Genomic DNA, 25,524 nt, shown 5'->3' with positions numbered 1-25,524 from the left:
GTTCCAGACGCACGGCGGTTCAAACGGCTGGCTGGCTCTCGGCGAGGTCCTGCGCGGCGGCAATCACCTCGGCAGAGTTGGTGATCATGGGTAGGTGCGCGCTGGCGATCTCGGTTACGCCGCTTGCGCCGAGCTGCCCTGCGTAGCCTCGCTGCATACTGACGGTCAGCTCGGCATCATCGGTGGTGACGACGTACTTCTTGAGCGGCACTGCGCGCATCGCTTGGTGCCCCGTCGTGCGGGTGGTGAAGTACTTCACCGGCTCGGGTTCGAGGTCGGCGATCAGCCGCTGCACGGTCTCTTCGTCGAGCCCCGCGGCGAGGCCCTTGCGGATCACTGACTCGGGCGGCCTGGTTCCTGCGACGCGGAGGATCAGAGGGAGCACGATCTTGTTGGGGAACGGTAGCGACGAGACGAAAGACGCACCGGAAGCGGGGATCACGGCGGCGACTCCGAGCACTGCCGCCACTCGACCCGCGGCGAGGCGTGCCAACTCCGTGGCGACCACGCCTCCGGCAGAGTGCGCGACGACCCCAAACGATCCCTCGGGAGCGGCGTCGAGCGCCGCTCGAGCGTACTCAGTGACGGTCCCAGAACCTGTCGCGGGGCGAGGGGCGACCACCGACGGGGCGGCGATCCCAGAACGAACCTCGTCCCAGATCCAAGCGGGTAGCCCGGCACCGGACAGGAAGAGAAGAGGAAGTGTCATACGCTTCAAACTACGGTTAGAGGCCGACAGGCCGATGTCGGCATTAGGGTCGTGTTGTGGCGTTCTCCAGATCGGCCGATCCGCATCTGACTCTTCGTCGGATCGAGCGACAGCACGCTCTCATCGAGCAGCTGCGATGGCAGCGCGGCGTACCGAAGTCGGCACTCGCCTTGGCGCATGCTCTCGATGTGACCGCACGGACCGTCGAGCGCGATATCGCCCGGATGCGTGAGAGCGGCATCCCCATCCGCGTCCAGCGAGGCCCGGGAGGCGGCTATCTCTTGGATGTGCGGTCGAAGCTGGACCCCATCTCGCTCGAACCGGACGAGGTGGCGGCGCTGATCGTCGCCCTGGTTGCCCTCGGCCCCACAGCGACCGACTCGGCGCGGACAAGCATGCACAAGCTCACCCGAGCGCTGCTGCCCTCGGTGTAGCTGCGGCTACGTCGCGCGTGTTCGACGATCGCGTCGGCTGGACAGGGTGCGCGTACGCTCGCGTCAGGAGCTGACCCTGGTTCCCCAATGATGGGAGTCCGGATGTCCGGCGCTGTTCTACCCTTTTCCACCGCCCCCAGCTCATCGACCAGCACGCTGCTCACCCTCGGAATGCTCTCGGCTTCCTCGATGGAGAACGAGCAGCGGCTGCCGATCCACCCTCACCACCTTGATCTGATCGACCCGGATCTCCGTGCGCGGATGATCGTCGAGCGTGGCTACGGCGCTGACTTCCAGCTGGAGCCCGGCTACGTCGAGTCGCGTGTCGGCAGGGTCGCGGATCGCTCCACGGTGATCGAGACGGCTGACGTACTGCTGCTTCCGAAGCCGCAGATGGCCGACGTCGCCGCGATCCCCGAGGGCCGTGTGCTGTGGGGATGGCCGCACTGCGTGCAGGACCCCGCCCTGACGCAGACGGCGATCGACCGCCGGCTCACGCTCATCGCATTCGAGGCGATGAACCACTGGAGCGGCCGCGGTGACTTCAGCCTGCATGTGTTCCACAAGAACAACGAGCTCGCCGGCTATTGCTCGGTGCTCCATGCCCTGAGTCTCACCGGATCCACGGGCATGTACGGGCCCCGTCGCAGCGCAGTCGTCATCGGCTTCGGTGCGACGGCCCGTGGTGCGGTGACCGCGCTCACGGCGCAGGGCATCCACGACATCCAGGTCCTCACCCAGCGCGGCGCCGCGGCGGTCGGCTCCCCGATCCACGGCGCGCACATCGCCCAGCTCCACACAGGCGACGGCGAGACCCACCTCAGCGAGGTACTCACGAAGGACGGCAACATGCTGCTCCCCGAGTTCCTGGCATCGCACGACGTCGTCGTCAACTGCACGCTCCAGGACGTTGCCGCACCGTTGACCTATCTCCGGACCGAGGACTTGGCGGGGTTCGCCCCGGGCAGCCTGATCGTCGACGTCTCGTGCGACGAGGGCATGGGGTTCGACTGGGCGAAGCCCACCACGTTCGACGACCCGATGTTCACGGTCGGCAACGGCGTCAACTACTACGCGGTCGACCACACCCCGTCGTACCTGTGGAACTCGGCCACCTGGGAGATCAGCGAGGCGCTGCTGCCGTTCCTGCGCACGGTCATGGAGGGACCGACCGCTTGGACGGCCGACCTGACCGTCTCCCGGGCGATCGAGATCAATGACGGCGTGATCAGCAACCCGAGCATCCTGAGCTTCCAGGGCCGCGACTCGGCCTACCCACACACTCGCGCTGCCGAGGCGCTCAGTCGTTGAGGCGGAACTCCACCGTTCTGTCGCTGACCAACGTTTCGAACCGAGGCCGCTGAATATGATCGGATTGTTGCATGGAGATCGAGCGCATCGCCCCGATCCTGACCGTCGATGATCTCGCGACCGCCATCACCGAGCACACCGGCGTGCTCGGCATGCGGGTGGTCATGAACATGGGGTGGATTGCCTTCCTTGCCGACGACGCCGGCCACCAGATCGGATTGATGACCACTGACGCAACGGCGTCGGTCAACCCGGACGTCTCGATCTTCGTCGACGATGTCGAAGCTGCCCACGCCGCAGCAGTGACTGCGGGCGTTGAGATCGTGCACCCCCTGTCCACGGAAGAGTGGGGCGTGCGCCGATTCTTCTACCGCGACTCGTCCGGGCGGGTGATCAACGTCGGCACCCACACCTGACCGCAGAGGACTGCGAAGATGCTGCCCCTACGACTCATCCGAGCCGAAGCCCGGTCCTACGTCCGGTCCGAGCTTTGGGGTACGACAGGTGGCGGGTGCCGTCGCGGCGACTTCATGGCTCCGGGTCACTCGGGCCCGAGGGAGTCGGACGCCTCGATCCGGTGGGCGTGCCGCACCGACACCGAACCGGCGTACCCCTCGACGAAACCGACCACCACGTCGTACTCATCCCCCGCGGTGGAGCGCAAGGTGAGCGTCCAGGAGTTGTCCGCCGCGTGGTGCTCCTCCGCGCGGAGCGACAGGGCGTCCGGGTCCACGGCGTACGCCGTCGCCGCCGCGCGCCGGGTGCGCTGGACCGCCGACTCCCGCGAAATCGGCGTCCGCTCCGGCTCGCCGACCACCTCCATCACGTCACGAAAGGCGCGGGACACACCGTCGTACGACGCCTCCGAGACGGCCGTGGTCCGGGGCCCGGTGTTCACCAGCAGCCCGATCTCGAGGGCGCCCGGACTGGCGCCCCAACTGGTGTGCCATCGGTGCTGGTGCAGCGAGTAGTGCCGCCGCGCGTCGGCCCCGGCGTACAAGACTGGCTCCAGTGCGGCGAGGATCCCCTGCTCGTCGAGGACATCCGCGCCTCCCCCGCCGTCCGGCTCTGGGACCGACAGGTCGAGCAAGTACTGCCGATCCACCTGCTCGTCTGGGCTGGCCCGATAGCCGACTTGGACCCGCACCGAGTCCACCCGGCCGAGAGTCAGCAGCGAACGCGAGTCATCGATCGCACGGTTAGTCATCTCTCCAGACTTCTCCTGGTCCCCACCAGGGTCAAGCGTCAGACCGTGCGCCGAGTGCTTCGCGAAGCTGTCTCGAGGCGGATCGCGGGGTAGCGCCCGCCCGCCAGATGGCGAGCAGCAGATCCGCCCTCGGCCGGCCAGGCTCGGTCCAGCTCGTCCCGAGTCCTGCCTGGCGGAGCACGTCGATCAGGTCGTCGTCGGCTGCCGTACGCGCTTCGGCCCAGGCCCGCGCATACGCCTCATCGACCCGGTTCAAGGTCACCTCGCTCTCCTCGATTGCAGGCAGCACAGCGACGACGGTCCGCGCCTTCCCTCGGCGACGCAGGAACGCGATGAGGAAGTAGACGAGAGCGCCGGCCCAGCAGAAGACCAACACCATCGCGATATCGAGGATGTCCAGCGCTGCAACCCGTCCCCGGACAACGGCGCCGCGGACGATCAGGAACAGCGCGACGATCGTCGGCGCGAACGACAGCACCAAGACCGCGATCCACGTCGCCTCAACCTGGCCAACCATCACAGCTCCACTCCGTCAGCCGAGACTTCGGCAGAACCTAGCCGTGGCGGGTCGGCGTTCGAGGTCGTGCGTCATTCAAGCGAGACGCGTCGCATGCCCGATCACGGGTGTGGTCGTGTCCTTATGCCTAGCATTCGCCACATTCGGCTCAATCTCGAGTGCAACGTTCCGGGTCTCCCGTACGACTGAAGGGTGTGATGACGACGAAGGGGCAAGTGCCCAACGTTGGGTTCGAGCAGGCGTACCGGGAACACCGGATGGCGCTGCTTCGGCTGGCGTACCTGATCTCTGGCTCTCACGATGTGAGCGAGGACGTGGTCCAGTCAGCCTTCACCTCGGCGCACGAACGCTGGGACCAGATCGAGAGTCCGTTGCCGTACCTCAAGAAGGCCGTGGTCAATCTCGTCAAAGATGGCCAGCGACGACATCTACGTCTTCTTGCCAGACCGGCGGAACGACCGTCTGTGGCACTCCCGCAGGAGGTCGACGAGACGTGGGCACAGATAGCGCGGTTGCCCTGGGTGCAACGCGCGGTCATCGTTCTCCACTACTACGAGGATCTTCCCCTGGCCGAGGTCGCAGACATCCTCAACCGCCCCGCCGCAACCGTCCGCTCGGACCACCGACGGGCGCTGGACAAGCTCCGAAAGGCACTCGCATGAACGACGCCAAGAACCCGGAGAGCCTCGGACTGCTCCTGCGACACACCCTGAACACGGTTGCCGAAACGCTCACCGAGGACGACTTCACTGCAACCCGGACCAACACTGCGCGCAAGCCACACCGCAGGCGGCGGATCCTGGTCGGCCTCGGCGCGGTCGCCATCCCCGTGGTGCTGGCGGCAGGTGCGGGAGCTGCGATCGTCCGCGAGGGATCGGAGTACGTCGACAAGATCCCTGCGCAGGACATCGTCATGCGCGGAAGCGTGGACGGCAGCCGCTACCTGCTGATCGAGTCCGACCGTACCGATGAGTGCGGTCAGCCAGTCACCGGAGTGGAGTTGGTCGAGGAGAAGAAGAATCTGCTCGGAAGCGAGTGGAACACGACTGGCTATGAGTACGGCGAATACACCGAAACGGACTGCGGCGTCGTCAACGACACGTCGCGCTATCTGAAGAATCCGGCGCTCTTCAACGATTCGGGTGCCGAGGTCGGTGACTCGTTCGTCTGGGTCTACGCCGTTCATCCCGATGTGACTTCGGTCCGCATCACGTCAGCGGGCTACACCAAGGACCTCGACGTCTACGAGGTCGACGGAGCGGGATACGCCGCCTTCGAGGTCCCCCACGACATGTACGAGTACGTCTCTGAGCTGGCCATCGACGGCCAGATCGTCCCGGGGTCCCAGGAAGAGCAGAAGGTGCCGCGACGTTGACCAGCGAGCAACGAGAACAAGCGTTCGCGCCTTCTCAGCCGCGCAAAGCCATCAGACTTCCGGCGTAGAAAGTGCGGCCACCAACGACGCGTTCCGTTGCTTCAACACCACGCAGCGACCACGCGCATCAGCACCGCAGACCTGGGATCTGCAACAAATATTGAAAATGTTGCAGGCCGTGCGTATGCTCCAATCCGTGAGTGATGAAGGTCACACAACGGCGAGGATCATCGCCGAGGCGCGCCGCATGGTGTTGGCGGGTGAACCGGTCGACGTCGGCAAGGTCGCCGCTGGGGCTGGGGTTGACCGCGTCACGGTCTTCCGCCGCGTCGGGCGTCGTGACTTGCTGCTCGCCGAGGCCCTCTGGACCCTTGGCGAGGACACCTGGGCACGCTGCCTGCGGGAGGCTCCCGAAGGCACTCCGGATCGCACTGCCGAGGCGCTGTCGGCATTCGTGCGGTATCTCATCGAAGCGCCGTACTTCCGCGCGTTCTTGCACCGTGATCCGCAACGCGCCCTGCGGATCCTGACGACGAACGCCGCACCGAACCAGACGCGCATGGTCGAACGCGTGGAGAGCCTGCTCGCGACAGAGCCGGCACCGGCGATCGCATTGAGCCGCCTGGATCTCGCGCGACTGCTTGTGCGCGTCGCCGAGACGTACATCTATGCGGACATCATCGCCGGCGCAGAACCGGACGCCGACGCTGCCCATACCGTCTTCGTCGCACTGCTGAGCAGGCACGGGAACTAGAGGAGAACACATGGAACTCAACGGCCACAACGACGAGCGCTTCACGCGATTGCGGGACGAGCTCTCCGCGAATCTCGAGTCCGGTGAAGAGCTCGGCGCAGCTGTCGCCATCGACATCGACGGTGAGCTGGTCGTCGACCTGTGGGGCGGCTACCGCGACGTCGCACGCACCCTCCCGTGGGATCGAGACACGATCGTCAATGTCTGGTCGACCACCAAGGAGATCACCGCGCTCGCGATCCTGATGCTCGTCGACCGAGGCCAGGTGGACCTGGACACCCCTGTCGCGACGTACTGGCCGGAGTTCGGCCAGGCCGGCAAGGAAGCGATCGAGGTCCGTCACCTGATGGCCCACACCTCCGGGGTCTCGGGCTGGGAGCAGCCCTTTGTCGTCGAGGAGATGTACGACTGGGAGACGTCGGTGGCGCGCCTAGCCGGCCAGGCTCCGTGGTGGGAGCCGGGCACCGCGTCGGGCTACCACGCTCAGAACCAGGGCCACCTCCTCGGCGAGATCGTGCGCCGAGTGAGCGGCAAGACGCTCAAGCAATTCGTGGCCGAGGAGATCGCGGAACCGCTGGGCGTCGACCTGCAGATCGGCGCAGAGGCAAAGGACGATGACCGGATCGCGGAGATCGTTCCGCCGCCCCCGCTGCCGTTCGACTTCGGGTCGATCCCGGCGGACTCGGTGATGGTCAAGACCCTGACCGGGCCCGCGGGTAATCCCGCTGCGGCCAACACGCCCGCGTGGCGGCGTGCCGACATGGGCGCGCTGAACGGCCACACGAACGCGCGTGCCCTGGCGCGGACCATGTCGATCATCTCCCGCGGTGGGGAGGTGGGAGGAATCCGCTTGCTGTCGGAGAAGACCATCGACCGCATCTTCGACGAGCAGGTTCACGGAGATGACCTCGTCCTCGGCGTCCCGCTGCGCTGGGGGATCGGTTTCGGTCTGCCCGAGCCGACGACCTTGCCGTACATCCCGGACGAGCGCATCTGCTTCTGGGGCGGATGGGGCGGGTCCATGACGATCATGTTCCCGCTGCAGAAGATGACGGTCTCGTACGTCATGAACAAGATGGGCCCGGGCATCATCGGATCGGACCGATCGGAGGCCTACATCCGCGCAGTGCTCCAGGCCGTCACCGCCTGACCGAACGTCCGAACTCGCTCAGTCGAGGCCTTCGACGATGCGGAAGTCGCGCTCGACGCCGTCGGAGAGGGCGGCCAGCGCCTCCTGGTAGGCGTCGCTCTCGTGCGCCGCGACGGCCTGCTCAAAGCTGTCGAACTCGATCAGGACGGTGCGCTCGGCGATTCCGGCGTCATGCGCCACGACCCGGCTGCCACGGGTGAGGACCCGACCGCCCGCGGCCTTGACGGCCAGAGGGGCCAGCTTGTTGTAAGCAGCCAGCTTCTCGGGATCTGAAATGGTGCGGTACGCGCTGACCCAGTAGCCCTTGGGCATGGAACCTCCAGTGTTGGGATGAGCGGATCGACCCGGGTCGTCGCTCAGACGTTGAAGCGGAACTCCACCACGTCGCCGTCGGCCATGACGTAGTCCTTGCCCTCCATGCGTACCTTGCCGAGGTCGCGGGCCTTGGCCACAGAGCCGGCGGAGATGAGGTCGTCGTAGGAGACGATCTCGGCCTTGATGAAGCCCTTCTGGAAGTCGGTGTGGATGACACCGGCGGCCTCGGGGGCGGTGGCGCCCTTGGGGATCTCCCACGCGCGGACCTCCTTGGGGCCGGCGGTGAGGTAGGTCTGCAGGCCGAGGGTGTCGAAGCCGACGCGGGCCAGGATGTCCAGGCCGGGCTCCTCGACGCCGGCGTCGGCCAGGAACTCGCGGGCCTCGTCCTCGTCGAGCTCGACGAGCTCGGACTCGAACTTCGCGTCCAGGAAGATCGCCTCGGCGGGGGCGACCAGCTCGCGCATCGAGTCCTTGAGCGCCTCGTCGGCGAGCTCGTCGGAATCGCAGTTGAAGACGAAGATGTAGGGCTTGGCAGTGAGCAGCATCAGGTCGCGGATCAGGGCCCGCTCGATCTTGGTGGCGATGATCGGGGTGCCGGCCTCGAGGGCCTCCTTGGCCTCGACCGCGGCGGCGAGGTTCGCCTTGAGGTCGGGAGCCTTGCGCGACTCCTTCTCCAGCCGCGGGATGGCCTTGTCGACCGTCTCCAGGTCGGCCAGGATCAGCTCGGTCTGGATGGTGGAGATGTCGTTGGCGGGCTCGACCTTGCCGTCGACGTGGGTGACGTCGTCGTCGCGGAAGACCCGGGTGACCTGGCAGATCGCGTCGGACTCGCGGATGTGGGAGAGGAACTTGTTGCCCAGGCCCTCACCCTGCGAGGCGCCGCGCACGATGCCGGCGATGTCGACGAACTGCACCGTGGCCGGCAGCAGCTTCTGGGACCCGTAGATCTTCGCCAGCTCGGCCAGCCGCTCGTCGGGCACCCCGACGACGCCGACGTTGGGCTCGATGGTGGCGAACGGGTAGTTCGCCGCGAGGACGTCGTTCTTGGTCAGAGCGTTGAAGAGGGTCGACTTGCCCGCGTTGGGAAGTCCCACGATGCCGATGGTGAGTGCCACGATCGACAATCCTAGGGTCGTACGCCGATCACGGCCGAAACGCGGCCGCGCGACTCCGTCGCGTGGTACGCCTGCGTAATCGCCGACCACGAATTCCTACGGTAAAGGGACCCCACCCAATAGGCTCGCGCCCGTGAACGCCCCCGACGCACCACTGCGACTGCGCGAACCCGCACATCAGGTCTCCGAGCGCGCGCCGGCCTACTGGCGTACGGCTGAGGCGATCGGCGCCGTGATCTGGCTGGCCCTCGCGGTGGGTGCGGTCGTGGCGGCGGTCCTCGTCCCGGAGGGCTTCTGGACCTGGATCCTCTGGCTCGCCGCTGTGGTCTTCGTCCTGGCGCCGGTGCCGGGGCTGACCTTCGTGCCCTCGATCCGGTTCCGGATCCACCGGTGGGAGGTGACCGACATCGCCGTACATGTACGCCACGGGTGGCTCACCGTCGTCGACGAGATCGTGCCGCTCTCCCGGGTGCAGACGGTCGACTCGACCCAGGGGCCGCTGATGCGGCGGTTCGGGCTGCGTACGGTCAAGGTCTCCACCGCCTCCTCGGCGGGCATCGTCCAGATCGCCTGCCTCGACGACGCACTAGCGCTCGAGGTGGTCGCGAAGCTGGTGGCGATCACCGCCGCGACGCCTGAGGACGCGACGTGAGCACACCCGAGGTCCCCGGCGTACCCGAGGTCCCTGACGTTCCTGAGATCCCTGCAGTCCCGGACGCGGAGTGGCAGCGGCTGGCCGGCTGGACCGCGGTCGTCAGCCCGCTCTCGACGCTGCGCCAGGCGATCATCCCGGCCGCTGTCGGTGCCTTCGGTGCCGGCCAGGCGAACGTGTTCATCGGTCTGCTGGTCGCGGCCGGCATCGCGGTGGTCGCAGCTCTGGCCGGTCTGGTCCCGTGGCTGACCACGACCTATCGGGTCACACCGACACACCTGGAGGTGCGCAAGGGTCTGCTCAACCGCACCACCCTGACCGCCCGGCTCGACCGGGTGCGCAGCGTCGACCTGAGCTCGACCCTCATCCATCGCGCCCTCGGGGTCACCAAGGTCAACGTCGGCACCGGGGTCGACGAGGGCCAGATCAAGCTCGACTCGCTGACCAAGGACGCGGCCGCCCGGCTGCGGCGCGAGCTCCTGCACGCGGCCCCCGCGCCATCCGCGTCCGACGTGCCCTCGGCTGAAGGCGCCTCGCCAGAGACCGAGCCCGTCACGGCCTCGCCCGAAGGCGAGATCATCGCGAAGCTCGACTGGTCCTGGATCAGGTACGCCCCGCTCAATCTCAGGAACCTCGCGATCGCGCTGGGTGGTCTGGGCGCAGTCTTCGGTGCGTTCTCCGACCTCATCCCATGGGAGTCCTTCGGCGTCCGGGTCACCAACGGCGAGGTCAACGGCGTCCCGGTCGACGAGTTCGTACGCATGCTGTTCTTCGCCGTGCCGATCGCGATCGTCGGGGCGGCCGCGGTGTGGGCGATCGGGTCGTGCGTGGGCTATGCGGTGCGCTGGTGGGACCTCCAGGTCGTGCGCGAGCAGGGCCGGGAAGGCACCACGCTGCGACGCAGCTTCGGCCTGACCAGCACTCGCGCGACGACGGTGGAAGAGGCGAAGGTACGCGGCGCCACCTCCACCGTCGGCCCGCTGATCGGGCTGGCCGGCGGCGCCGACCTCAACCTGCTGACGACCGGGCTCGACGACAATTTCCCCGCGGTCCTGCCGACGGCCCCGGAGCAGGTCGTCTCCGAGGTCGGCACCGACATCCTCGGCGAGGACGCGTTCTCGGCGGCGCTCACCGGCCACGGGCCGCGGCCGCGCCGGCGCTACTGGTTCCGGGCGGCCGTCGCCACCCTCGTGTGGACGCTCGTCGCGCTCGTCCCGACCGTGCTGATCGGGGTCTTCGGCGACACCTGGATCTGGTGGATCCCGGTCGCCGTGCTGGTGCTCGCCCTCGTCCTCGGGCTGCTCGGTGCCGAGCTGCGCCACCGCCACCTCGGCCACGCGCTCACCGACCGCTATCTGGTGGTCCGCTCGGGCTCCTACACCGCCGTACGCACCGCCCTGCAGACCGACGGCATCATCGGCTGGCGGGTCAGGCAGACCTTCTTCGACCGCCGCATCGGCCTGGCCCAGGTCACCGCGATGACCGCGGCCGGCCACGAGCACGTCGACATCCCGGACGTGCCGCTCGAGACGGCCGTCGCCCTGGCGGCGGCGGCCACGCCGCGTACGGTCACGGAGTTCGTCGAATAACCCGTTCCACTTCGGACGGGCTTCGGTGGATGATCCGGCCATGACTATCCAGATCCGCCATCTGACGTTCGACTGTGCCGACCCTCGCAAGCTCGGGGAGTTCTGGTCGGCGGTGACCGGCTGGCACCTCTTCTACGACGAGGACCCCGAGGTGATCGTCGCCCGCAGCTTCCCGTCGAAGGAGCTGATGTTCCTCTTCATCCCGGTGCCCGAGACGAAATCGGCGAAGAACCGGGTCCACATCGACATCAAGCCGGAGGACACCACTCGCGACGAGCTCGTCGAGCGGGCGCTCTCGCTCGGCGCCACCGTCTTCGGCGACCACCGCAAGGAGGACGGGACCGGCTTCGTCGCGCTCCGCGATCCCGAGGGCAACGAGTTCTGCATCGAGCGCGGCGAGCACGAGATGGCCTCGAGCGGTCCGATGACGATCGGGCTCAAGATCTGAGCTCAGCGGGCGAGCACCCCGACACGCCCGCCCGCACCGGCGGCCCAGCAGGTGCCCTTGGCGCAGTCGACGGTGTGGAAGCGGGTCTGGGCGGCGCCGAACGGCTTCCAGGAGCGGCCGTTGTCGTGGCTGATGTCGCTGCCGTTGGGGCCGACGGCGATCGCGGTGCGGCCGCCGACCCAGGCGACCGCCTCGCGGTATCCGCCCAGGTCAGAGTCGGAGTTGGTCCAGGTGCGGCCACCGTCGGTCGAGTAGGCGGCGCGGTCGACGCCGTCGTCCTCGAGGCCGAAGTCGCCACCGACCGCGATCCCCTGGCGGGGATTGCGGAAGCCGAGCCCGAAGACGCCGGCGGCCTCGCCGGTCGCGATCGTGGAGTCGGCAGCGGACCAGGAGCGGCCACCGTCGTGGGTGGCGTAGATCTTCGCGGCGGCGCCGCCACCACCGATCCAGGCGTCGCGCGCCCCCGCAGTGACCAGGCAGCTCCCGCTGGCCGAGTAGCCGAACTCGCCCGGCGCTTCCAGTCCCTGCGTGTCCGCGATCGTCCAGGTGTCGCCGCCGTCGGAGGTCGTGATGATGCGCCACTCGCCGTCGACCGGGTCGCTCATCGCGATCCCGCGCTTGCCGCCCGGCCAGAAGTCGACGCAGTTGTAGAAGGCGGTCGGCTCCGCGGACCGGAACGTCTCGGTCCAGGTCGCTCCGCCGTCGACGGTCTTGTAGATCCGGCTCGCCTCGCCCTCGCCGATGGAGAGCACCACCGCCTCGCTCGCCGAGCGTGCCTCGACGTCGCGGAAGAGCAGCTCGTCGGCTCCCGGCGGCGAGACCTCGTCCCAGGTCTGGCCGCCATCGGACGTACGGAACACTCCCCCGCCGTCGCCGCCGACCCAGGCGGTCTTCGCGTCGACGGCGTCCAGCGCCCGGAACCCCTGTGTCGTATCGACGTTCACAGACGTCCAGTCGTACGCACCCCCTGACTGCACTGCCTGCGCCGACGGCGCGAGGGTGAGGGTGGTGAGGACGAGAGTGGCCGCCGCTGCGGCTCCGACAACGATGCGCACGAAGGATCACCCTGGCCCTGTGAGGCCGTTCTGTCCACCGATCCCGCAAAACTCGTCCGCCGAATCGGTGGCAATGGCAGGCGAATCTGCAGTTGTGGGCACCGAAAGTCGAGTTTCGTCCTCCACAAGTGCAGATTCGGGGGGCCAGATGTGCGGACTCGGAAATTTTCTTCCGTGACCGGTTGGTAGCGCCTAAAGTGAATCGCCGTGCCGCACACCAGCGGTGCAGATGGGGAGGTTGTCATGAGCAGAACGACACTGACCAGACGCGGAAGGTTCGCGGCTGCGGGACTCGCGGCCGCGGTGGCCGTTGCGATGCCGTACGCAGCAACGCACGCCGCTGAGCCGGATCCGCCCGCGACGACCGCCACCAAGACACCGACGCAGCACCACCAGATCCTCTCGCTGATGCAACGCATGTCGCTGCAGCAGAAGGTCGGCCAGCTCTTCGTGATCGAGGTCTACGGACGCGACGCCAACAACGTCAGCGACACGGCGAAGGCCGGCAACCAGCGGCTCTACGGGGTGGACACCCCGGCGCAAGCGATCGCGAAGTACCAGCCCGGCGGGGTCATCTACTTCACCACCCGCGGCCCCGACAACATCGGCGATGCGACCCAGGTGGCGACGCTCTCCAACGGTCTCCAGCGCGCCGCGCTCCAGCAGCGGCCCAAGATCCCGCTCAACATCGCGGTCGACCAGGAGGGCGGCGCGCTCGTGGCCCGCTTCGGTCCGGCCAGCGGCGCGACCCAGATGCCCGGCCAGATGGCGCTGGGCGCAGGCGGCTCGACCGAGGACGCGGCCCGCTCCGCCGAGGTGATCGGCACCGAGCTGGCCGCCGTCGGGGTCACCCAGGACTACGCGCCCGTCGCCGACGTCAACCTCAACCCCAACAACCCGGTGATCGGAATCCGCTCGGCCGGGGCCGACTCGGCCGCGGTCTCCGACATCGTCGAGGCCGAGGTCGGTGGCTTCGACGACGGTGACCTCTCCTCGATCGCCAAGCACTTCCCGGGCCACGGCGACACCGGCACCGACAGCCACTACGGCCTGCCCGAGGTGACCCACAGCCGCGAGGAGCTCGAGGCGATCGACCTGCCTCCGTTCAAGGCGGCGATCGACGCCGGGATCGACGCGATCATGACGGCCCACGTGACCGTGCCCGCGATCGACCCGAGCGGCGAGCCGGCCACCATGTCCGAGCCGATCCTCACCGGCCTGCTCCGCGAGGAGATGGGCTTCGACGGCCTGATCGTCACCGACGCCCTGGACATGCAGGGCGCGAGCGCGACGTACCCGCCCGACGTCGCCCCGGTCGAGGCCTTCCTCGCCGGCGCCGACCAGCTGCTCATCCCGCCGCAGATGGACACGGCGTACGCCGCGGTCTTCGACGCCGTCAAGGACGGCACCATCTCGCGCCAGCGGCTCGACGAGTCGGTCTACCGGATCCTGGAGCACAAGCTCGAGAACAAGATCTTCGAGAGTCCGTACGTCGATGTGGCCGCCGCTCCGGCGGTCTTCAGCAACCCGGCCCACAAGGCCGACGCCCAAGCGATCTCTGACCGCACCACCACGTTGGTGAAGAACGACGACGACCTGCTGCCGCTGGCACCCGGGGCGAAGAACGTCCTGGTCGCGGGCTGGGGCGTGGACACGACGGCAGGCATCGCGGCCGGGCTCCAGAAGCGCGGAGCGACGACGCAGGTGCTGCAGTCGGGCACCACCCCGACCGATGCCCAGATCAACGCCGCCGTCGAGGCCGCCGCGGGCAAGGATCTGGTGGTCGTGCCGACCAACAACGCCTGGCAGATCAACCCGGCGACCGGCCAGCCGACCCCGGCGTCCGTGGCTCAGACCAAGCTGGTCAAGGCGCTGCTCGCCACCGACGTCCCGGTGATCGTGACCGCGATGCGTAACCCCTACGACGTCACGTCCTTCCCCGAGGCCGCGACTGTGCTCGACACCTACGGCTACACCTCCCACCAGCTCGAGTCGCTGGTGCGGGTGCTCTACGGCGAGGTGAACCCGAGCGGCAAGCTCCCGGTGGAGATCCCGGATCTCTTCCCGCTCGGGCACGGGCTGTCCTACTAGGAACCCCATGAGAGCGGCCCTCCCGGAAACCGGGAGGGCCGCTCTCGTGCTCTGGAGGATCAGGAGCCGTAGAGCGCCCGGATCCCGGCCGCGTCGGAGGCCTGGAACTCCAGGTCCTCCGAGCCACCGTTGCACTGCGGGTAGTGCATGATCGAGGAGGAGTCGTACGGGGTCAGCGCACGCCAGTTGTTGTCCTCGAAGCAGGTCGCCGCCTCCGGGCGGGTGTGCTCATGGCGGAACCCGAGGGCGTGACCGAGCTCGTGCGCGAGGATGTCACCCGGCTCCCAGTTGCCCGACGAGAAGATCGAGTCGTCGATGAGCACGTTGCGCGAGCGCTTCGAGGTCGAGGGGAAGAACGCCCGCGCGATGTACTGCGAGGTGCTGACCGGCTCGACCGAGAAGAGCACGTTGGAGTTACGGGTGTTGCACGAGCCGTCCTGGGCGGGGACGTAGGTGAACTCGACCGCCGAGCTCGCCGCCTCCCACAGGCCTGCACCCTGCTCCATCGCGGTGACGATGCCAGCCTTGTTGGTGCCGAACTTGTTCGAGACACAGTAGGTCAGGTTGAGCGCCTGGGAGGCCGACCACTTGTCGTCCCGGCCGCTGACGGTGTTGACGATGAGGCCGTCCTCCGGGACGTGCTTCGGCGTCGAGACCATCGACTCGTAGAACTTGTGCAGGTCGCCCTGGTTGGACACGACCTCGTCGCCGTTGACGATGTACTGCCCGTCGACGTCGACGTACGTGGACGCCTCGAACTCCTGGTAGCTCGGTGCCTCCTCGGCGAATGCGGGAACCATCGACGCAGTCAGCGCCGCGGCACCCGCAGCCGCGGCGATCATCATGGGAATACGAACTCGCATAGCTCTTCCTCCTGGATTCGTGAACGACCGCCGGCGATTCACGCCGGCGGCCACAGGAGATTCAAGCGTTGCGACTAGGGATGGGCTATAGAAACTTCGGTGAAATAACCATTGAACAGGCAAAACTTTCGAGACGAATTCCTGCGTTTGCCATCGAAAGCGTCACGGAGCGGGCCAGATCACCTTGTCGTTGTCGTCGACGACGGCCTCGGCGAAGGTCGTGTCGAACCAGGAGGCGGCCTGCTCGGGCGTGACCTTCTGACCTGCGTACGCCGTCACGACCCCGGCCAGCGCCGCGACGTTGTCGGGGTCGACCGAGCCGAACCTGCCCGGGAGCGGGTTGTCGGCCGCGACCGCGACCTCGGTGCGCCAGATGGCCGTCTCGTGCTTCTCGTCGGACTCGGCGCCGGCCAGGTCGTTCTGGTAGCCGATGCACTCCTCGACGTGGTCGGCGGCGGCGCAGTAGGTGTAGGCCTTGAAGACGGCCCGCAGGAAGTCCTCGACTGCGGTCGGGTGCTTCTCGGCCCAGGCGGGGTTGACGGAGTAGGCGCCGAGGGAACCGGGCACCTCGAAGTCGGTCGGCTCCCAGACGGTGACGTCCTCGCCGGCCTCCTTGAGCTGGTTGGGCTCGTTGGAGACGAACCCGACCAGCGCGTCGACCTGGCCGCGCGGCAGCACGCCGGGGTCGTAGCCGACCTTGACCTGCTTCACCTTCGCCATGTCGACGCCGGCCTCGGCGAGCATTGCCTGCACGCCGACCGGCACCCAGCCCTTGTGGCCGAGCGTCTTGCCCTCGAGCTGCTTCAGGTCGGTGATCGAGGTGCCGGTCATCAGCACGTCGAGACCCGCGTTGGAGTAGGACGAGACGCCGAGCACCTTCAGGCCGCTGGCGTTGGAGGTCATGATGTCCTGCTCGGAGAGCGGCCCGACCTGCACCTTCCCGGCCGCGATCAGCTTGGCGTTCTGGGAGACGTCGCCCGAGCCCGGCTGGAGCTCGACGTCGAGGCAGAGATCTTTGAAGTAGCCCAGCTGATCTGCGGCGATGGCCTCCATGATCGAAGCCGAGGCCTGCCAGTAGTAGCCCGACATGTAGGTGATCTTGCCGGCCTTCTCGTTCTGTTCGCAGCGCTCGGCCGAGACCGCGCTGCCCTGCGGGTCGGCGGAGTTCTGCGAGGACCCGCAGGCGGTCAGCGCACCGAGCAGGACGACCGCCGACGTGAGGGCAGCGGCGAACGGGCGTACGCGAGACATGAAGGGCTCCTTCAACTGAGGTCAGGACTCGTGCCAGTGGAGCACTCGACGCTCGGCGAGCGTCACGAGCCAGAACAGCAACGACCCGAGCGCCGCGAGGACGAAGATCGCTGCCCACACCGTAGCCAGTCTGTTCTGCGAGCTGGCCACCTGTATCACGCTGCCGAGGCCGTCGGCCGACCCCGCGGCGGAGAGCTCGGCTACGACGGCGCCGATCATCGACAGCGGGAAGACGATCCGCAGGGACGCGAAGACGTACGGCAGCGAGGCCGGCACCCGCAGGTGGCGCAGCACCTCCAGCCGGCTCGCGGCGACCGTGCGGTAGACCTGCAGCACCGGCGCCGGCACCGCGCGGAGCCCGGTCGCCACGTTGATCAGGATCGGGAAGAAGCAGACCAGCGCGGTCAGGACGACCTTCGGCCCCATCCCGAACCCGAGCGCGACCACGAGCAGCGGCGCGATCGCCACCAGCGGCGTCACCGAGAGCACCACGGCCACCGGCATCACCGCACGCCGCACCACTGCGATCTCGCTCACCACGACGGCGAGCGCGAAGGCGGCCACGAACCCGATCCCGAGCCCCACCAGCGCCTCGCTGAGCGTGACCAGGGTGTTGCTCAGGAAGTAGCCAGGGTCCTCGCTCAGCACGCTCGCGATGTCGCCGAGCGGTGCGAAGAGGTAGGGCATCCGCCGCGCGCCCAGCTCCCAGGCGAACCCGAGCACCACGACGAGGAGTACGAACGGGAGCCAGTAGACCGGGCGGAGCAGCCGGGTGCGGCGGCGCAGGCGGCGCGCGGCGAGCTGCTCGGGCGTGGGGACGACCAGATGTGGCCGCTGCCGAGGGGCCGGCTGCGTACCTGAGTCCAGGGTCACGAGACGACCTCTCCGTGGCTGAAGGCGTCTCGCAGGCTGTCCCGGAGAGCGAGCTCGTGGGCGTGGAACTCGGGCGAGGTGAGGAGCTCTTGGTGACGGGGGCGAGGCAGGTCGATGTCGATGACGTCGGTGATCCGGCCCGGTCGCGGAGCCATCACCACGACCTTGTCGGACAGCCTGACCGCCTCGGAGATCGAGTGGGTCACAAAGACGACCGTCGCGCGGGTCTGCTCCCACAGCTCCAGCAGCTGCTCCTGAAGCGCCTCACGGGTGAACTCGTCGAGCGCACCGAAGGGCTCGTCGAGAAGGAGTACGTCGGGGCGCAGCCCGAAGGCGCGTACGATCGCGGTCCGCTGCTTCATGCCGCCCGACAGCTCAGCGGGGAGCTTGTGGAGCGACTCCCCCAGGCCGACCTCGCGCAGCATCGCCTCGAGGTCGGGGCGGCCACGGTCGCTGCGGCGATTCACCTTGTGGGGCAAAGTGACGTTGCCGAGCACGCTCAGCCACGGCAGCAGCGCCGGAGACTGCGGCACGAACCCGAAGGCCTTCGCCTCGGCCGCCTCCCGCGGGGTCAGACCACACACCGTGATCTTCCCGGCGTCGGCCGACTCCTGCCCGCTGATCAGCCGCAACAGCGTCGACTTGCCGCAGCCCGAGGGCCCGATGATGCTCACGAACGTGCCCGGCTCGATGGTCAGATCGATGTCGTCGAGGGCGATCAGCTCGGCGAGATCAGCCTGCTCATAGAGACGACGGACCCCGTGCATCTCGATCGTCGCGCTGCCCACGCCTCAAACGGTAGTCCAATACGTCTTCTGGATAGTCTGACGGGCGTGCGTATCGCCACCTGGAACATCAACTCCATCCGCTCCCGCATCGACCGCGTCGAGGCCTTCGTCGAGCGACACTCGATCGACGTGCTCGCCCTGCAGGAGACCAAGGCCAAGCCCGACCAGATCCCGACGATGGGGCTGGAGGCCCGTGGCTACGAGGTCGCCTCGGTGGGCTACGACCAGTGGAACGGCGTCGCGCTGCTCTCCCGCGTCGGGCTGACCGACATCCAGGTCGGGTTCGAGGGGATGCCGTCTTTCAAGGACATCGCCGAGGCGCGTGCGCTCACCGCGACGTGCGGCGACGTACGGGTGACCTCGGTCTACGTCCCCAACGGCCGCAAGCCGGACGACCCCCACTACGCCTACAAGCTGGAGTGGCTCGCGGCGCTGCAGAAGGCCTCGCAGGCCTGGCACGACGGGCCCTCGGCCATGGTCGGCGACTGGAACGTCTGCCCCTTCGACGAGGACTGCTTCGACCCCAAGCAGTTCGTCGGCAAGACCCACCTCACCCCCGCCGAGCGCGATGCCTTCTTCGCCATCGAGAAGGACTTCAAGGACGTCGTACGCCCCTTCGTGCCCGGTCCGGAGGCCTACACCTACTTCGACTACTACCGGCAGCGCTTCGAGCGCAACCGCGGCCTGCGCATCGACTTCGTCCTCGGCTCCCCCTCGTTCGCGTCGCGGGTGACGGGCGCGTTCGTCGATCTCGACGAGCGCAACCCCGCCATCGGCACTGGCTCCCCCTCCGACCACGCGCCGGTGATCGTCGATCTCGCCGACTGACCCCGATGCCGTGAAACGGGAGGACCGGAGCACGGTCTGGTCCCGTGGAACGGTGTGCGCGATCCTGCTTCTCGCCATCAGCGCCGCGATCGTCTTCCACGCCCACCTTCCGTCGGCGTTCGGCATCGGCAGCCTCGTGGAGACATTCCTGCCCTGGCTCGGTGCCGTGGCAGTGCTGGTCCTGCTCGTCGGGCTGGCGCGACGGTCGGCCGCCGCGGTCATCGCGTTCATCGTGCCCGCCGTGGCCTGGGGCTGGATGTTTCATTCCAAGCTCTCCGACGCTCCCGCCTCGAACCACGATCTGGTCGTCGTCCAGCACAACGTGAGCGACACCAACACGGACATCACCGGGACCGTCCGCGAGATCCTCTCTGCCTCGCCCGACGTCGTGACACTGAACGAGGTGGTTCCCGAGCGGGTCGACGACTACAGCCGGGCGTTCGGAGACGTCCTCCCGCACCACGAGACGTACGGCACCGTCGGGGTCTGGTCAGCACAACCGTTGGAGAACGCGACACCTCTCGATCTGCGCCCGGCGGGCGTGGACGCGTCGTGGAGACGCGGACTGCGGGTGGAGACCAGGCCGGCCGCCGACGCCCCGGTCGTCGCTGTCTATGCCGTGCACCTGCCCTCGATCCGGCTGGGCGTGCGCGGCCTGGACGTCACGGCCCGCAACGGGAGCATCGAGCTTCTTGCCAAGGCCTTGCGAGCCGACGACGCCGATGTCGTGATCGTCGCCGGCGACTTCAACGCGGTCGCGGCTGACCGCGCGCTACGTCCGGTCATCTCCCAGGTCAGCGAACCGCAGGACCGCTTCGGTTTCACCTTCCCGGCAGCCCTCCCGGCCATCCGCATCGACCACGTCTTCGCCCGTGGTGTCGAGGTCGAGGACGTACGACCGCTGGACCGGACCGAGAGCGATCACCTGCCCGTGGTCGCGCTACTTCGGTGGCAGTGACTCGGCCGTGGCGACGCCGCGGCTGACCCAGGCGGCGAGCGCGTCGCCAGCGAGTAGGTCGGCGGCGACGTTGACGTAGCCGGACATCGTCCGGGCGCCCATGATCATCGGCTCGGCGCCTGCCGCGAGGGCGGCCTCGTAGGCCGACTTGCCGGTGCGTACGAGCATGTCGTCGGCGCCGACCGCGCAGGCCATGTTGCCGTTGACCATGAACGCCAGCCCACCGAACATCTTCACCTCGGTGGTGCCGGCGGGCATCAGGTCCCGCACTCGTTCGGCCAGTTCGACGTTGTGGGCCATACCTCCATGGAACCACGAACCGACCGTGCTCATCCGAACAAATTGTCGGTGGTCCCTGCGAGGATCGATGTCATGGAGATCTGGATCCTCGTGCTCGGACTGGTGATCGGTCTTGCCCTGGGTGTCGTGGTCGGCGTGCTGTGGGCGCGGGCGCGGAGCGTGGGGACGGTCGCGGCGGGGATGGTGGACCAGGCCGAGGTGATGCAGGGGCTCGACCGGCTCAGCGACCAGATGCAGCATCTCGACCGGGAACGGGCCCGCTGGCAGGGGCAGTTCGAAACCGAGGTCGGGCGGCTCCAGACCGAGACCCGGTCGCTGTCGACGGCGCTGCGGAAGCCCCAGGTCAGAGGCCGCTGGGGCGAGATGCACCTGCGCCGCGCGGTCGAGCTCGCCGGCCTGGTGGACAAGTGCGACTTCTCCGAGCAGGTCCATCTCGAGGACGGGCGGCTGCGCCCCGACCTGGTGGTGCACCTGTCCGGCAACAAGGAGCTGGTCGTCGACTCCAAGGTCCCCCTGGACGCCTACCTCGACGCGGCCTCCGCGGACAACGAGGACGACTACCGCGCTCACCTGCGCAGACACACCGCCCAGCTGCGTACGCATGTGGACCAGCTCGCCTCGAAGTCCTACTGGCGCTTCCTGGAGGAGTCGCCCGAGTTCGTCGTCCTCTTCGTGCCGGCGGAGTCGTTCCTCTCGGCGGCGCTGGAGACCGAGCCCGGCCTGATCGAGTACGCCGCGGAGCGCCGGGTCGTGCTGGCCTCACCGACGACGCTGATCGCGTTGCTGCGCACGGTGGCGCACGGATGGTCCCACGAGGCGCTCGCCGAGCAGGCCCGGGAGATCCACCGGCTCGGCCGTGACCTGCACCAGCGTCTGTCCACGATGTCGGGCCATCTGGACGGGATCGGGCGCTCCCTCAACACCGCGGTGACCCGCTACAACCAGGCGATCGGATCCCTCGACAATCGGGTCCTGGTCGCCGCCCGTCGTTTCAATGAATTATCGGTAACCGACGATGAACTCGAGACGCCGCGTCCGGTGGAGATACGCGCTGTGGAAAGGCTGAGCAGCGTAAGGGAGGATGATCGGCGCGCCGCCGAAAATGACGGTGTGCCGGGCCCTACCGTGGGTTCGGATACACAGGCTGCATACGAGAGATCGTGACCCCATGAGTCAGCGCACCATCTGGGAGGAAGGACGCGAGTCCGGCCGCCATGTTGTCGCGCTCGGATCCGCCACCTCGCTGACGGTCACCTTCGTCGATCTGCTCATCGACGACCAGATCGGCCTGCTCTTCGACTTCACCTTCGTGGCCATCGCGCTGACGCTCGCGCTGATCGTCAGACCCAGCGACTTCTTCGTGGTCGGCGTGCTTCCGCCGCTGATCATGCTCGGCATCTTCATCCTGCTGGCCGCGACCCAACCCGGGTCGATCGCCGACGCCGGGGACGGCTTCATCCAGGCCGTGGTCAGCGGCCTCGGACATCACGCGATCAGCCTGTTCATCGGCTACGCCCTCTGCCTGGGCTGCCTGGTGATGCGCCGCCGGGTCCTGAAACAACGCATCGAGACCCGCGACGAGGTCGAGCGCGAACGCGCGCTGGCCTCCTGATCAGTCCAGGGCCAGGAACCCGGAAACGTCGCCGGCACCCTCACGGATGACCTCGGGCTCGCCGTCGGACCAGTCGATGACCGTGGTCGGCTCGGCCGGGGTCTCACCGGCCTCGATGACGATGTCGACCTGGTGGTCGAGCGCCTCCTTGACGTTCCACCCGAAGACCTCCGGCTCGGTCTCGCCGGGCAGGATCAGCGTGGAGGAGAGCAGCGGCTCACCGAGCTCCTCGAGCAGCGCCTGCACGACGGCGTGCTCGGGGATGCGTACGCCGACTGTCTTCTTCTTCGGGTGCATCAGCCGTCGCGGGACCTCGGGGGTCGCCGGGAGGATGAACGTGTAGGGCCCCGGGGTCGCGTGCTTGATCGCCCGGAAGGCGCTGTTGTCGATGTGGACCATCGTGCCGAGCTGCGCGAAGTCCTTGCAGATCAACGTGAAGTGGTGGCGGTCGTCTAGACCACGGATCTTGAGGATCCGGTCGCGACCGTCCTTGTTGCCGATTCGCGAGCCGAGCGCGTAGCCGGAGTCGGTCGGGTACGCGATCAGCTGGTCGTCACGCAGGGCATCGACGACCTGGCTGATCAGACGGGACTGCGGGTTGTCAGGGTGTACGTCGAGAAATCGGGCCACCCCTCGACCCTAACGCCCATCACGGGGCGGGGATCAACCCCTTGCGGCAGCCGCCTTGAGATCCTTGCGGAGTTCGGTGGGCAGCGCGAAGATCAGCGACTCCTCGGCGCTCTTGTGCGCCAGGGCGTCGGGGAAGCCACGCTCCTTGAGGAACTCGACGACACCCTCGACCAGCTTCTCGGGAACGCTGGCTCCGGAGGTGACCGAGACGCTGCGTACGCCGTCGAGCCAGGACTCGTCGATCTCGCTGGCGTCGTCGACGCGGTAGGCGGCCTTGGCGCCGGCCTCGAGGGCGACCTCGACCAGGCGGACCGAGTTGGAGGAGTTGCCGGAGCCGACGACGATGACCAGGTCGCTGGCCCCGCCGATCTCCTTGACCGCCTGCTGACGGTTCTGGGTGGCGTAGCAGATGTCGTCACTGGGCGGGTCGAGCAGCTCGGGGAACTTCACCCGGAGCGCGGCGACCGTCTCCATGGTCTCATCGACCGAGAGGGTGGTCTGGGAGAGCCAGACGACCTTGGAGGGGTCGGCGACCTCGATGCTGGGTACGTCGCCGGGGCCCTCGACGAGCGTGGTCGCCTCCGGCGCCTCGCCCATGGTGCCCTCGACCTCCTCGTGACCGGCGTGGCCGATCAGCAGGATGCTGTAGCCTTCGCGCGCGAATCGCTTGGCCTCCAGGTGGACCTTGGTGACCAGGGGGCAGGTCGCGTCGATCGTCTTCAGCTCACGCACGGCGGCGTCGGCGTGGACCGCCGGGGAGACGCCGTGGGCGGAGAAGACGACGGTCGCACCCGAGGGCACCTCGTCGAGCTCGTTGACGAAGATCGCGCCACGGTTGCGCAGGTCATCGACGACGTGCTTGTTGTGCACGATCTCCTTGCGCACGTAGACCGGCGCACCGTAGAGGTCCAGCGCCTCCTCGACGGTGATCACGGCCCGGTCCACACCGGCGCAGTAACCGCGCGGCTCCGCGAGGAGGACAGCCTTCTCGTCGTCGGAGATCAGGCGTGGGGTGCCGAGGTCGATGCTCATGCCCTCAGTCTAGAGACCGTGGCGTGACGATCCGATTTGGCTGGGTCTCGACCCGCAGTCGCGGGTTCGCAAGCTCACCCGCGCGCTCGCTCGACCTCCCTTCGACAAGCTCAGGACATCGCCTCGCGTTTCCCGACGCAAGCGCCGGCAAGGCTCGGATGTCGGTGGCTCTCACTAAGGTGGCTGCCATGGCGTTGGACACCTCCCCCGAGTCGCCCGCTCCGGTGCGGCAGATCGCGAACGCGATCGGCGGCTGGATCGACAAGCTCGGTGCGGTCTGGGTGGAGGGGCAGGTGGCCCAGATGAGCCGGCGGCCTGGGATGCAGACCGTCTTCCTGACCCTGCGGGACTCTGTGGCCGACATCTCGGTGCCGGTGACGTGCACCCGTTTCCTGCTCGACAGCCTCAATCCGCCGCTGGTCGAGGGCGCCTCGGTGATCATCCACGCGAAGCCGTCCTACTACGCCAACCGCGGCACCCTGTCGCTCCAGGCTCGCGACATCCGTCCGGTCGGGCTCGGTGAGCTGCTCGCCCGGCTCGAGCAGCGCCGGCAACTGCTGGCCGCCGAGGGGCTCTTCGCTGCCGAGCTCAAGCGGCCGCTCCCCTTCCTGCCGACCAAGGTCGGGCTGCTCACCGCCGCCAACTCCGCCGCCGAGCGGGATGTGCTCGAGAACGCGAAGCGGCGGTGGCCGCAGGTGCGGTTCGAGGTGGCGTACGCCGCGATGCAGGGGGCGCGCAGCGCAGCCGACGTCGTCGAGAAGCTGCAGCGGCTCGACCGCGACCCCGAGGTCGACGTGATCGTCATCGCCCGCGGCGGCGGTTCGGTCGAGGACCTGCTGCCGTTCTCCGACGAGCACCTGATCCGTGCGGTGCACGCCGCTCGCACCCCGATCGTCTCCGCGATCGGCCACGAGCCCGACTCGCCACTGCTGGACCTGGCCGCCGACGTACGCGCCTCGACGCCGACCGACGCCGCCAAGCTCGTCGTACCCGACGTGGTCGAGGAGCAGCGGATCGTCGCGACCGGACGCGACCGGCTCCGCGGCGGGATCGCCGCCCTGATCCACCGCGAGCAGACGCTCCTGGACGCGTTGCGCTCGCGGCCGGTGCTGGCCGACCCACGCTCGCTGATCGACGCCCGGCGCGACGAGGTCACCTCGCTGCGCGACCGTGCCCGGCGCACCGTCGGGCACGCCCTCGACCGGGCCGCCGACGACATCGGCCACCATCGCGCCCGCGCTCGCGCACTATCGCCCCTGGAGACGCTGAGACGGGGGTACGCCGTCGCCCAGGATGCCGACGGACACGTCCTCACCAGCGTCGCCGACGCCGCCGAGGGCGAGGCGGTCAGCATCCGCCTCGCCGACGGCCGCCTGACAACGACCATCACCTCGATCGAGAAGACTGAGCCCACTAAGGACGTAGCCGATGACTGACGACGACAAGAACCTGTCCTACGAGCAGGCCCGCGAGGAGCTGGTCGAGGTCGTCCGCAAGCTCGAGGCCGGCGGCATCACCCTCGAGGAGTCGCTGGCCCTGTGGGAGCGTGGCGAGAAGCTGGCCACGCTGTGCCAGGAGTGGCTCGACGGCGCCCGGAAGAAGATCGACGCCGCCATCCAGGACTGACGAGACGTCGCTCCCGCCGCCCGAGACGTCACTCAGGTCGG

30 protein-coding genes are annotated in these 25,524 nt (G+C 68.1%); 17 read left to right on the top strand and 13 right to left on the bottom strand.

Translation table 11 applies throughout. The features are described from left to right. Positions 1 to 19: 19 nt before the first annotated feature. Complete coding sequence (locus tag ABTW65_RS17980) at positions 20 to 709, bottom strand: alpha/beta hydrolase (RefSeq protein WP_350662475.1); 690 nt, start codon at positions 707 to 709, stop codon at positions 20 to 22. 56 nt (positions 710 to 765) lie between these two features. On the opposite strand from ABTW65_RS17980, the gene ABTW65_RS17975 reads away from it, so the two are divergent. The 3 genes from ABTW65_RS17975 to ABTW65_RS17965 all read left to right on the top strand — a co-directional run bounded on the left by ABTW65_RS17975 (position 766) and on the right by ABTW65_RS17965 (position 2,870). Beyond that, positions 766 to 1,143, top strand: a complete 378-nt coding sequence (locus ABTW65_RS17975) for a helix-turn-helix transcriptional regulator (protein WP_350662473.1) — start codon at positions 766 to 768, stop codon at positions 1,141 to 1,143. 189 nt (positions 1,144 to 1,332) lie between these two features. Then, a complete protein-coding gene (locus tag ABTW65_RS17970) occupies positions 1,333 to 2,454 on the top strand; it encodes a N(5)-(carboxyethyl)ornithine synthase (protein WP_350662471.1) in 1,122 nt (373 codons plus the stop codon). A gap of 71 nt (positions 2,455 to 2,525) precedes the next feature. Beyond that, a complete protein-coding gene (locus tag ABTW65_RS17965) occupies positions 2,526 to 2,870 on the top strand; it encodes a VOC family protein (protein WP_350662469.1) in 345 nt (114 codons plus the stop codon). 125 nt (positions 2,871 to 2,995) lie between these two features. Here the strand turns inward: ABTW65_RS17965 and ABTW65_RS17960 are convergent, their stop codons facing one another. Together ABTW65_RS17960 and ABTW65_RS17955 are read right to left on the bottom strand one after the other, a co-directional pair. Beyond that, positions 2,996 to 3,661 carry a hypothetical protein gene (locus ABTW65_RS17960; protein WP_350662467.1) on the bottom strand — a complete coding sequence of 222 codons (666 nt, stop codon included), beginning with the start codon at positions 3,659 to 3,661 and terminating at the stop codon, positions 2,996 to 2,998. A 31-nt stretch (positions 3,662 to 3,692) separates the two neighbouring features. After that, a complete protein-coding gene (locus ABTW65_RS17955) occupies positions 3,693 to 4,178 on the bottom strand; it encodes a hypothetical protein (protein WP_350662465.1) in 486 nt (161 codons plus the stop codon). 197 nt (positions 4,179 to 4,375) lie between these two features. On the opposite strand from ABTW65_RS17955, the gene ABTW65_RS17950 reads away from it, so the two are divergent. The 4 genes from ABTW65_RS17950 to ABTW65_RS17935 all read left to right on the top strand — a co-directional run bounded on the left by ABTW65_RS17950 (position 4,376) and on the right by ABTW65_RS17935 (position 7,457). Beyond that, complete coding sequence (locus ABTW65_RS17950) at positions 4,376 to 4,840, top strand: sigma-70 family RNA polymerase sigma factor (RefSeq protein ID WP_350662463.1); 465 nt, start codon at positions 4,376 to 4,378, stop codon at positions 4,838 to 4,840. Next, on the top strand, positions 4,837 to 5,553 hold the full coding sequence (locus ABTW65_RS17945; RefSeq protein WP_350662461.1) for a hypothetical protein: 717 nt from the start codon (positions 4,837 to 4,839) through the stop codon (positions 5,551 to 5,553). The genes ABTW65_RS17950 and ABTW65_RS17945 overlap by 4 nt, the downstream gene beginning before the upstream one ends. A 196-nt stretch (positions 5,554 to 5,749) precedes the next feature. Further along, entirely contained in the window at positions 5,750 to 6,307 is a 558-nt protein-coding gene (locus tag ABTW65_RS17940) for a QsdR family transcriptional regulator (RefSeq protein ID WP_350662459.1), read from the top strand. A 10-nt stretch (positions 6,308 to 6,317) separates the two neighbouring features. After that, entirely contained in the window at positions 6,318 to 7,457 is a 1,140-nt protein-coding gene (locus ABTW65_RS17935) for a serine hydrolase domain-containing protein (protein WP_350662457.1), read from the top strand. A gap of 18 nt (positions 7,458 to 7,475) precedes the next feature. On the opposite strand, the gene ABTW65_RS17930 is transcribed toward ABTW65_RS17935, so the two are convergent. Continuing rightward, positions 7,476 to 7,769 (bottom strand): DUF1330 domain-containing protein, encoded by a 294-nt coding sequence (locus ABTW65_RS17930; RefSeq protein ID WP_350662455.1) that lies wholly within the window; start codon positions 7,767 to 7,769, stop codon positions 7,476 to 7,478. 44 nt (positions 7,770 to 7,813) lie between these two features. Then, on the bottom strand, positions 7,814 to 8,887 hold the full coding sequence (gene ychF / locus ABTW65_RS17925) for a redox-regulated ATPase YchF (protein WP_350662453.1): 1,074 nt from the start codon (positions 8,885 to 8,887) through the stop codon (positions 7,814 to 7,816). Positions 8,888 to 9,020: 133 nt separating this feature from the next. Here ychF and ABTW65_RS17920 point away from each other — a divergent pair, with 133 nt between their 5' ends. The 3 genes from ABTW65_RS17920 to ABTW65_RS17910 are packed head-to-tail and all read left to right on the top strand — an operon-like array spanning position 9,021 to position 11,576. Beyond that, a complete protein-coding gene (locus tag ABTW65_RS17920) occupies positions 9,021 to 9,539 on the top strand; it encodes a PH domain-containing protein (RefSeq protein WP_350662450.1) in 519 nt (172 codons plus the stop codon). Beyond that, the gene (locus tag ABTW65_RS17915; RefSeq protein ID WP_350662448.1) at positions 9,536 to 11,128 is read left to right on the top strand and encodes a PH domain-containing protein; all 1,593 of its coding nucleotides are present in this window, start codon (positions 9,536 to 9,538) and stop codon (positions 11,126 to 11,128) included. The genes ABTW65_RS17920 and ABTW65_RS17915 overlap by 4 nt, the downstream gene beginning before the upstream one ends. 40 nt (positions 11,129 to 11,168) lie before the next feature. Then, a complete protein-coding gene (locus tag ABTW65_RS17910; protein ID WP_350662446.1) occupies positions 11,169 to 11,576 on the top strand; it encodes a VOC family protein in 408 nt (135 codons plus the stop codon). Positions 11,577 to 11,578: 2 nt separating this feature from the next. Here the strand turns inward: ABTW65_RS17910 and ABTW65_RS17905 are convergent, their stop codons facing one another. Beyond that, positions 11,579 to 12,631, bottom strand: coding sequence for a WD40/YVTN/BNR-like repeat-containing protein (locus ABTW65_RS17905; protein WP_350662444.1), 1,053 nt, complete (start codon positions 12,629 to 12,631; stop codon positions 11,579 to 11,581). A gap of 243 nt (positions 12,632 to 12,874) precedes the next feature. Between ABTW65_RS17905 and ABTW65_RS17900 the strand changes: the two genes are divergently transcribed. Continuing rightward, a complete protein-coding gene (locus ABTW65_RS17900) occupies positions 12,875 to 14,722 on the top strand; it encodes a glycoside hydrolase family 3 protein (protein ID WP_350662442.1) in 1,848 nt (615 codons plus the stop codon). A gap of 59 nt (positions 14,723 to 14,781) precedes the next feature. Here ABTW65_RS17900 and ABTW65_RS17895 read toward each other — a convergent pair whose 3' ends face one another. The 4 genes from ABTW65_RS17895 to ABTW65_RS17880 all read right to left on the bottom strand — a co-directional run bounded on the left by ABTW65_RS17895 (position 14,782) and on the right by ABTW65_RS17880 (position 18,497). Next, positions 14,782 to 15,585, bottom strand: a complete 804-nt coding sequence (locus ABTW65_RS17895) for a M57 family metalloprotease (protein WP_350662439.1) — start codon at positions 15,583 to 15,585, stop codon at positions 14,782 to 14,784. Between the two features lie 162 nt (positions 15,586 to 15,747). Further along, the gene (locus ABTW65_RS17890; protein WP_350662437.1) at positions 15,748 to 16,836 is read right to left on the bottom strand and encodes an ABC transporter substrate-binding protein; all 1,089 of its coding nucleotides are present in this window, start codon (positions 16,834 to 16,836) and stop codon (positions 15,748 to 15,750) included. A gap of 21 nt (positions 16,837 to 16,857) precedes the next feature. Beyond that, on the bottom strand, positions 16,858 to 17,709 hold the full coding sequence (locus tag ABTW65_RS17885; RefSeq protein WP_350662435.1) for an ABC transporter permease: 852 nt from the start codon (positions 17,707 to 17,709) through the stop codon (positions 16,858 to 16,860). Beyond that, positions 17,706 to 18,497 (bottom strand): ABC transporter ATP-binding protein, encoded by a 792-nt coding sequence (locus ABTW65_RS17880; RefSeq protein WP_350662433.1) that lies wholly within the window; start codon positions 18,495 to 18,497, stop codon positions 17,706 to 17,708. The genes ABTW65_RS17885 and ABTW65_RS17880 overlap by 4 nt, the downstream gene beginning before the upstream one ends. 45 nt (positions 18,498 to 18,542) lie before the next feature. Here ABTW65_RS17880 and ABTW65_RS17875 point away from each other — a divergent pair, with 45 nt between their 5' ends. Next, positions 18,543 to 19,325 (top strand): exodeoxyribonuclease III, encoded by a 783-nt coding sequence (locus tag ABTW65_RS17875; RefSeq protein WP_350662431.1) that lies wholly within the window; start codon positions 18,543 to 18,545, stop codon positions 19,323 to 19,325. A 52-nt stretch (positions 19,326 to 19,377) separates the two neighbouring features. Beyond that, a complete protein-coding gene (locus tag ABTW65_RS17870; RefSeq protein ID WP_350662429.1) occupies positions 19,378 to 20,283 on the top strand; it encodes an endonuclease/exonuclease/phosphatase family protein in 906 nt (301 codons plus the stop codon). Here the strand turns inward: ABTW65_RS17870 and ABTW65_RS17865 are convergent. Continuing rightward, a complete protein-coding gene (locus tag ABTW65_RS17865) occupies positions 20,266 to 20,616 on the bottom strand; it encodes a TfoX/Sxy family protein (RefSeq protein ID WP_350662427.1) in 351 nt (116 codons plus the stop codon). The genes ABTW65_RS17870 and ABTW65_RS17865 overlap by 18 nt on opposite strands. Positions 20,617 to 20,655: 39 nt before the next feature. Between ABTW65_RS17865 and ABTW65_RS17860 the strand changes: the two genes are divergently transcribed. Continuing rightward, the gene (locus ABTW65_RS17860; protein WP_350662425.1) at positions 20,656 to 21,747 is read left to right on the top strand and encodes a DNA recombination protein RmuC; all 1,092 of its coding nucleotides are present in this window, start codon (positions 20,656 to 20,658) and stop codon (positions 21,745 to 21,747) included. A gap of 4 nt (positions 21,748 to 21,751) precedes the next feature. After that, positions 21,752 to 22,195, top strand: a complete 444-nt coding sequence (locus ABTW65_RS17855; protein WP_350662423.1) for a DUF6542 domain-containing protein — start codon at positions 21,752 to 21,754, stop codon at positions 22,193 to 22,195. Here the strand turns inward: ABTW65_RS17855 and ABTW65_RS17850 are convergent, their stop codons facing one another. Beyond that, positions 22,196 to 22,825 (bottom strand): L-threonylcarbamoyladenylate synthase, encoded by a 630-nt coding sequence (locus ABTW65_RS17850; RefSeq protein ID WP_350662421.1) that lies wholly within the window; start codon positions 22,823 to 22,825, stop codon positions 22,196 to 22,198. Between the two features lie 33 nt (positions 22,826 to 22,858). Continuing rightward, a complete protein-coding gene (locus tag ABTW65_RS17845; protein ID WP_350662419.1) occupies positions 22,859 to 23,857 on the bottom strand; it encodes a 4-hydroxy-3-methylbut-2-enyl diphosphate reductase in 999 nt (332 codons plus the stop codon). A gap of 188 nt (positions 23,858 to 24,045) precedes the next feature. On the opposite strand from ABTW65_RS17845, the gene xseA reads away from it, so the two are divergent. Together xseA and ABTW65_RS17835 are read left to right on the top strand one after the other, a co-directional pair. Further along, on the top strand, positions 24,046 to 25,293 hold the full coding sequence (xseA, locus tag ABTW65_RS17840) for an exodeoxyribonuclease VII large subunit (RefSeq protein ID WP_350662417.1): 1,248 nt from the start codon (positions 24,046 to 24,048) through the stop codon (positions 25,291 to 25,293). Continuing rightward, positions 25,286 to 25,483 (top strand): exodeoxyribonuclease VII small subunit, encoded by a 198-nt coding sequence (locus ABTW65_RS17835; protein WP_350662415.1) that lies wholly within the window; start codon positions 25,286 to 25,288, stop codon positions 25,481 to 25,483. The genes xseA and ABTW65_RS17835 overlap by 8 nt, the downstream gene beginning before the upstream one ends. Positions 25,484 to 25,524: the final 41 nt, after the last annotated feature.

It is taken from the genome of Nocardioides sp. NPDC127503 (genome assembly GCF_040302165.1).
Taxonomy (GTDB): Bacteria; Actinomycetota; Actinomycetes; order Propionibacteriales; family Nocardioidaceae; genus Nocardioides.
This window is presented reverse-complemented; position numbering and strand designations above follow the sequence as displayed.

Excerpts from the sequence above, each read along its gene's own strand:
- ABTW65_RS17955 (WP_350662465.1), bottom strand. The coding sequence starts at position 4,178 with ATGGTTGGCCAGGTTGAGGCGACGTGGATCGCGGTCTTGGTGCTGTCG.
- ABTW65_RS17910 (WP_350662446.1), top strand. The coding sequence starts at position 11,169 with ATGACTATCCAGATCCGCCATCTGACGTTCGACTGTGCCGACCCTCGC.
- ABTW65_RS17890 (WP_350662437.1), bottom strand. The coding sequence starts at position 16,836 with ATGTCTCGCGTACGCCCGTTCGCCGCTGCCCTCACGTCGGCGGTCGTC.
- ABTW65_RS17960 (WP_350662467.1), bottom strand. The coding sequence starts at position 3,661 with ATGACTAACCGTGCGATCGATGACTCGCGTTCGCTGCTGACTCTCGGC.
- ABTW65_RS17835 (WP_350662415.1), top strand. The coding sequence starts at position 25,286 with ATGACTGACGACGACAAGAACCTGTCCTACGAGCAGGCCCGCGAGGAG.
- ABTW65_RS17900 (WP_350662442.1), top strand. The coding sequence starts at position 12,875 with ATGAGCAGAACGACACTGACCAGACGCGGAAGGTTCGCGGCTGCGGGA.
- ABTW65_RS17965 (WP_350662469.1), top strand. The coding sequence starts at position 2,526 with ATGGAGATCGAGCGCATCGCCCCGATCCTGACCGTCGATGATCTCGCG.
- ABTW65_RS17865 (WP_350662427.1), bottom strand. The coding sequence starts at position 20,616 with ATGAGCACGGTCGGTTCGTGGTTCCATGGAGGTATGGCCCACAACGTC.
- ABTW65_RS17930 (WP_350662455.1), bottom strand. The coding sequence starts at position 7,769 with ATGCCCAAGGGCTACTGGGTCAGCGCGTACCGCACCATTTCAGATCCC.
- xseA (WP_350662417.1), top strand. The coding sequence starts at position 24,046 with ATGGCGTTGGACACCTCCCCCGAGTCGCCCGCTCCGGTGCGGCAGATC.
- ABTW65_RS17980 (WP_350662475.1), bottom strand. The coding sequence starts at position 709 with ATGACACTTCCTCTTCTCTTCCTGTCCGGTGCCGGGCTACCCGCTTGG.
- ABTW65_RS17860 (WP_350662425.1), top strand. The coding sequence starts at position 20,656 with ATGGAGATCTGGATCCTCGTGCTCGGACTGGTGATCGGTCTTGCCCTG.
- ABTW65_RS17950 (WP_350662463.1), top strand. The coding sequence starts at position 4,376 with ATGACGACGAAGGGGCAAGTGCCCAACGTTGGGTTCGAGCAGGCGTAC.
- ABTW65_RS17945 (WP_350662461.1), top strand. The coding sequence starts at position 4,837 with ATGAACGACGCCAAGAACCCGGAGAGCCTCGGACTGCTCCTGCGACAC.
- ABTW65_RS17935 (WP_350662457.1), top strand. The coding sequence starts at position 6,318 with ATGGAACTCAACGGCCACAACGACGAGCGCTTCACGCGATTGCGGGAC.
- ABTW65_RS17970 (WP_350662471.1), top strand. The coding sequence starts at position 1,333 with ATGGAGAACGAGCAGCGGCTGCCGATCCACCCTCACCACCTTGATCTG.
- ABTW65_RS17845 (WP_350662419.1), bottom strand. The coding sequence starts at position 23,857 with ATGAGCATCGACCTCGGCACCCCACGCCTGATCTCCGACGACGAGAAG.
- ABTW65_RS17855 (WP_350662423.1), top strand. The coding sequence starts at position 21,752 with ATGAGTCAGCGCACCATCTGGGAGGAAGGACGCGAGTCCGGCCGCCAT.
- ABTW65_RS17895 (WP_350662439.1), bottom strand. The coding sequence starts at position 15,585 with ATGCGAGTTCGTATTCCCATGATGATCGCCGCGGCTGCGGGTGCCGCG.